Source organism: Caballeronia jiangsuensis, assembly GCF_046030135.1.
Taxonomy (GTDB): Bacteria; Pseudomonadota; Gammaproteobacteria; order Burkholderiales; family Burkholderiaceae; genus Caballeronia; species Caballeronia jiangsuensis.
The window spans coordinates 1-5397 of the sequence record NZ_JAQQDB010000086.1; the positions used below are offsets into that span (position 1 = coordinate 1).

The 5397-nt window shown below is 61.8% G+C and carries 5 protein-coding genes and 1 pseudogene; 3 read left to right on the forward strand and 3 right to left on the reverse strand.

Going from position 1 to position 5397, the window contains the following annotated elements; translation table 11 throughout:
* Both PQR08_RS38350 and PQR08_RS38355 read right to left on the reverse strand, forming a co-directional pair.
* A pseudogene (locus tag PQR08_RS38350) lies at positions 1–782 on the reverse strand (hypothetical protein); the annotation flags it as partial.
* A 25-nt stretch (positions 783–807) separates the two neighbouring features.
* Complete coding sequence (locus PQR08_RS38355; RefSeq protein ID WP_238287806.1) at positions 808–1905, reverse strand: hypothetical protein; 1098 nt, start codon at positions 1903–1905, stop codon at positions 808–810.
* Positions 1906–2427: 522 nt separating this feature from the next.
* Here PQR08_RS38355 and PQR08_RS38360 point away from each other — a divergent pair.
* Together PQR08_RS38360 and PQR08_RS38365 are read left to right on the forward strand one after the other, a co-directional pair.
* Positions 2428–2964: a helix-turn-helix transcriptional regulator gene (locus PQR08_RS38360; RefSeq protein ID WP_238287805.1), complete on the forward strand. Its 537-nt coding sequence runs from the start codon at positions 2428–2430 to the stop codon at positions 2962–2964.
* A gap of 25 nt (positions 2965–2989) precedes the next feature.
* Entirely contained in the window at positions 2990–3802 is an 813-nt protein-coding gene (locus PQR08_RS38365; protein WP_250487922.1) for a hypothetical protein, read from the forward strand.
* A 108-nt stretch (positions 3803–3910) separates the two neighbouring features.
* Here the strand turns inward: PQR08_RS38365 and PQR08_RS38370 are convergent, their stop codons facing one another.
* Positions 3911–4249 carry a hypothetical protein gene (locus PQR08_RS38370; protein ID WP_250487921.1) on the reverse strand — a complete coding sequence of 113 codons (339 nt, stop codon included), beginning with the start codon at positions 4247–4249 and terminating at the stop codon, positions 3911–3913.
* A gap of 90 nt (positions 4250–4339) precedes the next feature.
* Here PQR08_RS38370 and PQR08_RS38375 point away from each other — a divergent pair, with 90 nt between their 5' ends.
* Positions 4340–5128 carry an MFS transporter gene (locus tag PQR08_RS38375; RefSeq protein WP_456264728.1) on the forward strand — a complete coding sequence of 263 codons (789 nt, stop codon included), beginning with the start codon at positions 4340–4342 and terminating at the stop codon, positions 5126–5128.
* Positions 5129–5397 lie beyond the last annotated feature (269 nt).

The window sequence follows — 5397 nt, forward strand, 5'->3', positions numbered from 1 at the left end:
TGCACCACGCGCTGGGTCGCGCTCACCGCGCGCGCAACCGCGCGTGCGGCGGGCGGGCCCTGACGACGCGTCGCCGTGCGCACGGCCTGCGCGACACTGCGCACTACCGCACGGCGGACCGCCGGCGCGGAGCGCGACACCTGTGGCAGCGCGCGGCGCACGACCATGCCGGCGAGCACAGGCGCGGCCGCGTCGATGCCGTCTTCGTCCAGGCCGTCGATCATTTCGTCGAATACTTCGAACTCGTCGGCGCCGTCTGCGAGCAGTCGGCCCGCCACGTTCGCAATGCGGCCAATGAGCTGCGCCTGCGGCAGCGGAATCGCGCTGGCGATCGGGGCAACGACGCGCGCCGCCCGTCCGACCGTGCGTCCGACCGTGCTCGCGATACGGCGCAGCCGGCGGAAGAACTCGTCGCCGTCGGCGGCGTCGAGCGCGTCCGCTACCGCGTCGTCCATCGCATCGAAGTCGTCGCCGGGGTTCCATTCGTCGCCTTCGAATTCGTCGCCTTCGTCGTATTCGTCGGCGGGGTTGAACTCGTCGCCTTCGTCGTACTCGTCGTATTCGTCGAAGCGCGCGGCGGCGCCGCCCGCAGATCCGCCGACGACATTCCCGATGCCGCCGAGCAGGCGGCCGATGAACTCGTCGTCGGCCTCATCGCCGTAGTCGCCCTCGTCGAAGCCATCTTCGTCGAACTCGTCGTAAGCATCCATCGAACTCTGAGCCGGGCCTTCGGCGGTCTCGTACATCAGGTCGTCCATCACATCGGTTTCGAATCGGTCCATTTTCTACTCCTGTCAGCGCCAAGGTTCAGCGAGGGGTGATGCGCAGCGTCGCCGGTCCATCGATATGCAGCACGCGGCCGCGGCCGATGCCGCCGCCGCGCCTGCCGCGCCCGACGTCGGTCGGACGTGCGAGCGGACCCGCTCCCGGCTGAGCGAGGCGGCGAACCATGCGCGGGTTCTGTGCGACGCGCCGGGCCGCTTGCGGCAAACCCTGGCGCACCATGCGCGCGGCGCGCTGTGGCGTCGGCGCCTGCCGCTGAGCAACCTGGCCCGCGGAGCGTGCGAGACGCGGCAGCGCTCGCACCGCCTGTGGACCGCGCGTGCGCACCAGCTCCCGCGCCGCCGCGGCCACGCCACGCACCAGCGCGCGCCGCGCGGGCAGCGACAACTGCGCGGTGTTGCGCAGGCCGAGTCCGCGCGCCGCCGAACGTGCGGCCAGGCCGACGGCGGCTGGCAGCGCCTCGTCGACGCCGGCCTCGAAATATTCCGCGAGCTCGTCGAAGGCGTCCGCGGTGTTCGCGCTCTGGCCGAGAATGCGGCTGATCTGGCCGAACAAGCCTTGCGCGCCGCCCGCGGTCTGCCCGAGTGCACCGGCGAGCTGCTGCGTCTGGCCCGCCGCCCGCCCGACGCCCTGTGCGAAGCGTCCCGCCTGGCCAAGCGCGCCGGCGACGCCCGGCGCGCCCAGTTGCTGCGCGAGCGCGGAAAGCGAGGCCGCGGCGGGCGACACGGCCCGCGCGGCCTGACCTACGCCGCCCGCGATCCGGCCCGTTTGCCGCGCGATGTTGCCAACCTGTCCGGCCGCGCCCGCTGCCGCGCCCATGCCGCGGCTCACGAGCCCGGCGGCGCGCCCGAGTCCGCCGAGCAGGCGGCCGATGAATTCGTCGTCGGTGGCGGCGTCGAGCCCGTCAGCGATTTCCTCTTCGAAAGCGTTCCAAAGCTCCATCTCGTCGAAGGCGGCTGGCACGTCCATCTCGTCGCCCTGCTGCATGGATGGCGAGTCGAAGTCGTCTTCGAACTGATCCGCACTCAGAAACGCATCGGCATCGTCGAATGACTGCGTCGGGCCGAGTTCGTCAGCCTCGTCGAGCTCGTCCGCCACATCGCTGTCGAATGGCTGATTCATTGCATCACCTCCGCGATGAATTCACAAACGAAGGGCTCAGTGCACATGTTCGGTGAACCTGCTGTCCCAACGCATAAAGCCAAAATAGCCGAGCGCCGGCGCACGCAAATCGCACGTTGATGCGCGTCCGTTCGAGGGGACCACAGCACGCGCGTCGAAACAGGTGTGCTTGTTAAGGCAGCGCCTACTAAGCTCGCCCGATCGGGTGAATCGCATCGGCTTTGCCTGTATGGGGTAGCTCATATGCAGGCTAATATTCAGCTTGAATTTATTCGTTTGTTATGCCAAAACGAAGGAGTCGCCGTCGCGGCAATGTCGCACCCGAAGCGAACATTGCGACGTTCAAAGTCAAAAAATCGTGACAGTCTTTATTTCGTCATCCTGAGTTCTGAAAAGGCAGGGTCGGCTGCGATTACTGAATCGGTGCCCCCGCTCGGGATTCTTCAACTTGAAGAGCCATAAAAGCCGCACCCCGTTCGTCCAGGCGCGGCCCACCCGATCACCCGAGGGAGGCGTTGCTCGATGCCATTCCTGGACAATGACGATTCGTTGGCCGCCTCGACAGCTCGCCGCGACGGCATGGCCAACGGCGTCATGCCCGTTGCCCGCGGCCGCAGGGAAGTCGCGAGGTTGGAGCTGGAAGGCCGCATGTGTCGGCTGCTGCAGATCGACGACGCGCTATCTGCCCCGCGCGATGCGGATGCCGACGCTTTCGATACGGACGAGGAAATCGTTCACTTCGGCCTCGGAGCGCACCGATACGTGCTCGTCGCCCGGCGCCCCATCCTCCCGCACCCCCTTCCCCACGCCGACGCCGAGCCGGCGCCGCAGATGCCGCGCGATATCAGCCGACTGCTCAGCGGGCGCGAGATGGAAGTCGTGCATCTCGTGTGTATGGGCTATCTCACGAAGCAGATCGCGGACCGCATGCGCATCAGCGAATTCACAGTGCGTTCGTATCTGAAAACGATCTACGCCAAGCTCGGCGTGCGCTCGCGCGCGGCGCTGGTGTTTCGTTTCATGAAGGCGTTCCAGGGCGATACGCCGACGCGTTCATGATGGCATGGCGTACGAGGCTGAACGTATGAAAACGTTCAAAGGCGTCGCGCGTCTGCATCGCGTGAGTAACATGCTGCTGCATGCGCTCGTCCTGACGGCGTTGCTCGTTGCGACGCATGCATGGGGTGACGGGATGAGCCCGCAGGCGCTCGCCTACGCCAACCGTCTGCAGGCGCAACTCGATCGTCAGGGTACGCATCCCGCACCGCCTGGCGTCGCATGGTTTCGCATTGTGCACGGATGTGCGCCCGTGATCATCACCGCGCCGCACGCGACGAAGCCGTTTCGTAACGGAAAGCTGCGCTATGCGGATGGCGGCGGCACGGCAGCCCTCGCGTTGGCCTTGCATGCGTCGACCGGCGCGACCGTAATCTACACGACCTATGCCAGCCCATCCGATCCGAACTACTACGACGACAACGACTTCAAGCGCGCGCTCGAGAAAATCATCACGCGCGAGCATCCTCGTCTCGTACTCGACTTGCACGCGAGCGGCCCCCGGCGTCCCTACGACATCGATCTCGGCACGATGCACGGCGCATCCCTACTCGGCCGTGAGAACCTGCGCGACGAACTCGACACATCACTGAAAGCAAACGGCGTCGTGCGCGTGTCGCACGATTTCTTCAGCGCGCAAAAGCAGAAAACAATCACCAGGTTCGCGTCACGACTGGGCGCGCCGGCCATTCAGCTCGAAGTCAACAAGCGTTGGTATGTGCTGGACAATGACCCGGATCGCAATCGCCGCTTCGCCATGCTGATGCAAGGTCTGACATCGTTCATCGAGACCGCACTGGAAGACTCGCACTGCGTCGAGGCCGACGCCGCCCTTCGCTGACGCACGCGGACTGCGCGATGCGCAGCAGATTGATTGTGCCCGGCGCACCGAACGGCAAGTCCGCGAAAATGACAACGAATTTCACCGTCGCGTCACATTGCGGAGACTTTATTTTGGAGAACGCTTTTTTTCCCGGTTCTTCTTCCCCCTGGCGGTCTCATCGTCGAACGGATTGTTATCTCTTTTAGCGGCCGCGCTCCACGCTTCCTGGTTTGTCATTGCGGGGTCAGGGAAGAACATCAAACGACGATTGTTCTTGAAACTACCCGGTTTGAGGTTGTTCTTCACCCACGAAAAGCCCTCGTCCAGTTCCAGAGGATTCTGCTTGTTTCCTCCATCTTTGGCGATTCGATTCAGCGCGTCGCGCGCGTAGAAATGACGGAATATTCGATCGAACTCTGTCAGATAGATATCGGCCACCCGTGTGTCACCGCGGATGATCAACATATTCTCGTCATTGGCGATCAACGAATTTTTTGAGAAGTTCGCCGAACCGGTGCACACCAGGGGATCATCAGATAATGGATCGATCAGGAGATCGGCGTCAGTGCATGCGCACCATCACTTGCGATCATTCTCACGGGATTCAGTTCAAGACGTTTGATCACGATGCACGGATACAAAAAAGTACTCGCGTTCAGTGCATTAGTGTTGTGCAGTGGGCTCTTTATCCTGGAGCGAAGTTATAACCTGTATGTATGGTTTGCCGTCAGAGCCTGCATTGGCGCGACCAATGGGATGCTCTGGATCGCCTTGGAGTCCGTTTTGAATCACTTGACACCCGCCCCCATTAAAGGACGGGTGATTGGGGTTTATGCCGCGTCAACGACTTTCTCCTTGGCCATGGGGTCCTTGATTCCAATCGATACGGCCGCGCTCGAGCGCGCCTTTCTCACGTCCGCATTGTTATTTTGCGTTGGCGTAGCGGTATGTTACCTATCGGGCTCTCCCATCTTGCCGGAAGAGAAGACTGCAACAATTGGGCTCGCTGTCAAGTCGCTGAGGAAAATGCCGGTCGAATGCGTAATCGCAACTTGTGGCGGCGCTCTGGTAGCAGCACAGATTAGCCTGCTTCCTACCTCGACGACTGTGAACATGAATGGCCTGACCGGAAAGGATCTGCTGTCGACCACGTTGTTGGGTTCCGCGGCTGCGCAGATCGCGGTGGGCATCACTGCCGACAAATTGGGTATCTATAAATCGGCTTTCATTATTACCACCGCAGGGATTCTGCTTTCCCACCTGATATGGATGAACGACCACGGTGTCGGTAGTGAAGTTTTATATTTTTTTTGGGGAGGAGTTTCAGTGTGTTATACGGGTTAGCGCTTATCATGTTTGGCCTGCGAGCGCGCCCCAATGAACTGATAACAGGAAATGCCGGATTGCTTTTGCTGTATGAGACAGGGTCGCTACTTGGCCCGGTCACGGGCGGAGTGTTGAACGACATACTTGGCACCTCCTCCCTACCGATTGTTGGCGCCTTGGCGTTTTATGTCATCCTTTCATTTTTGATTTTTAATAAATACGCCAGACTCCGAGTTTTATTAAGATGCGTCATTGCATTTTAACGCTAAGAAGCTGTTGCAGAATTG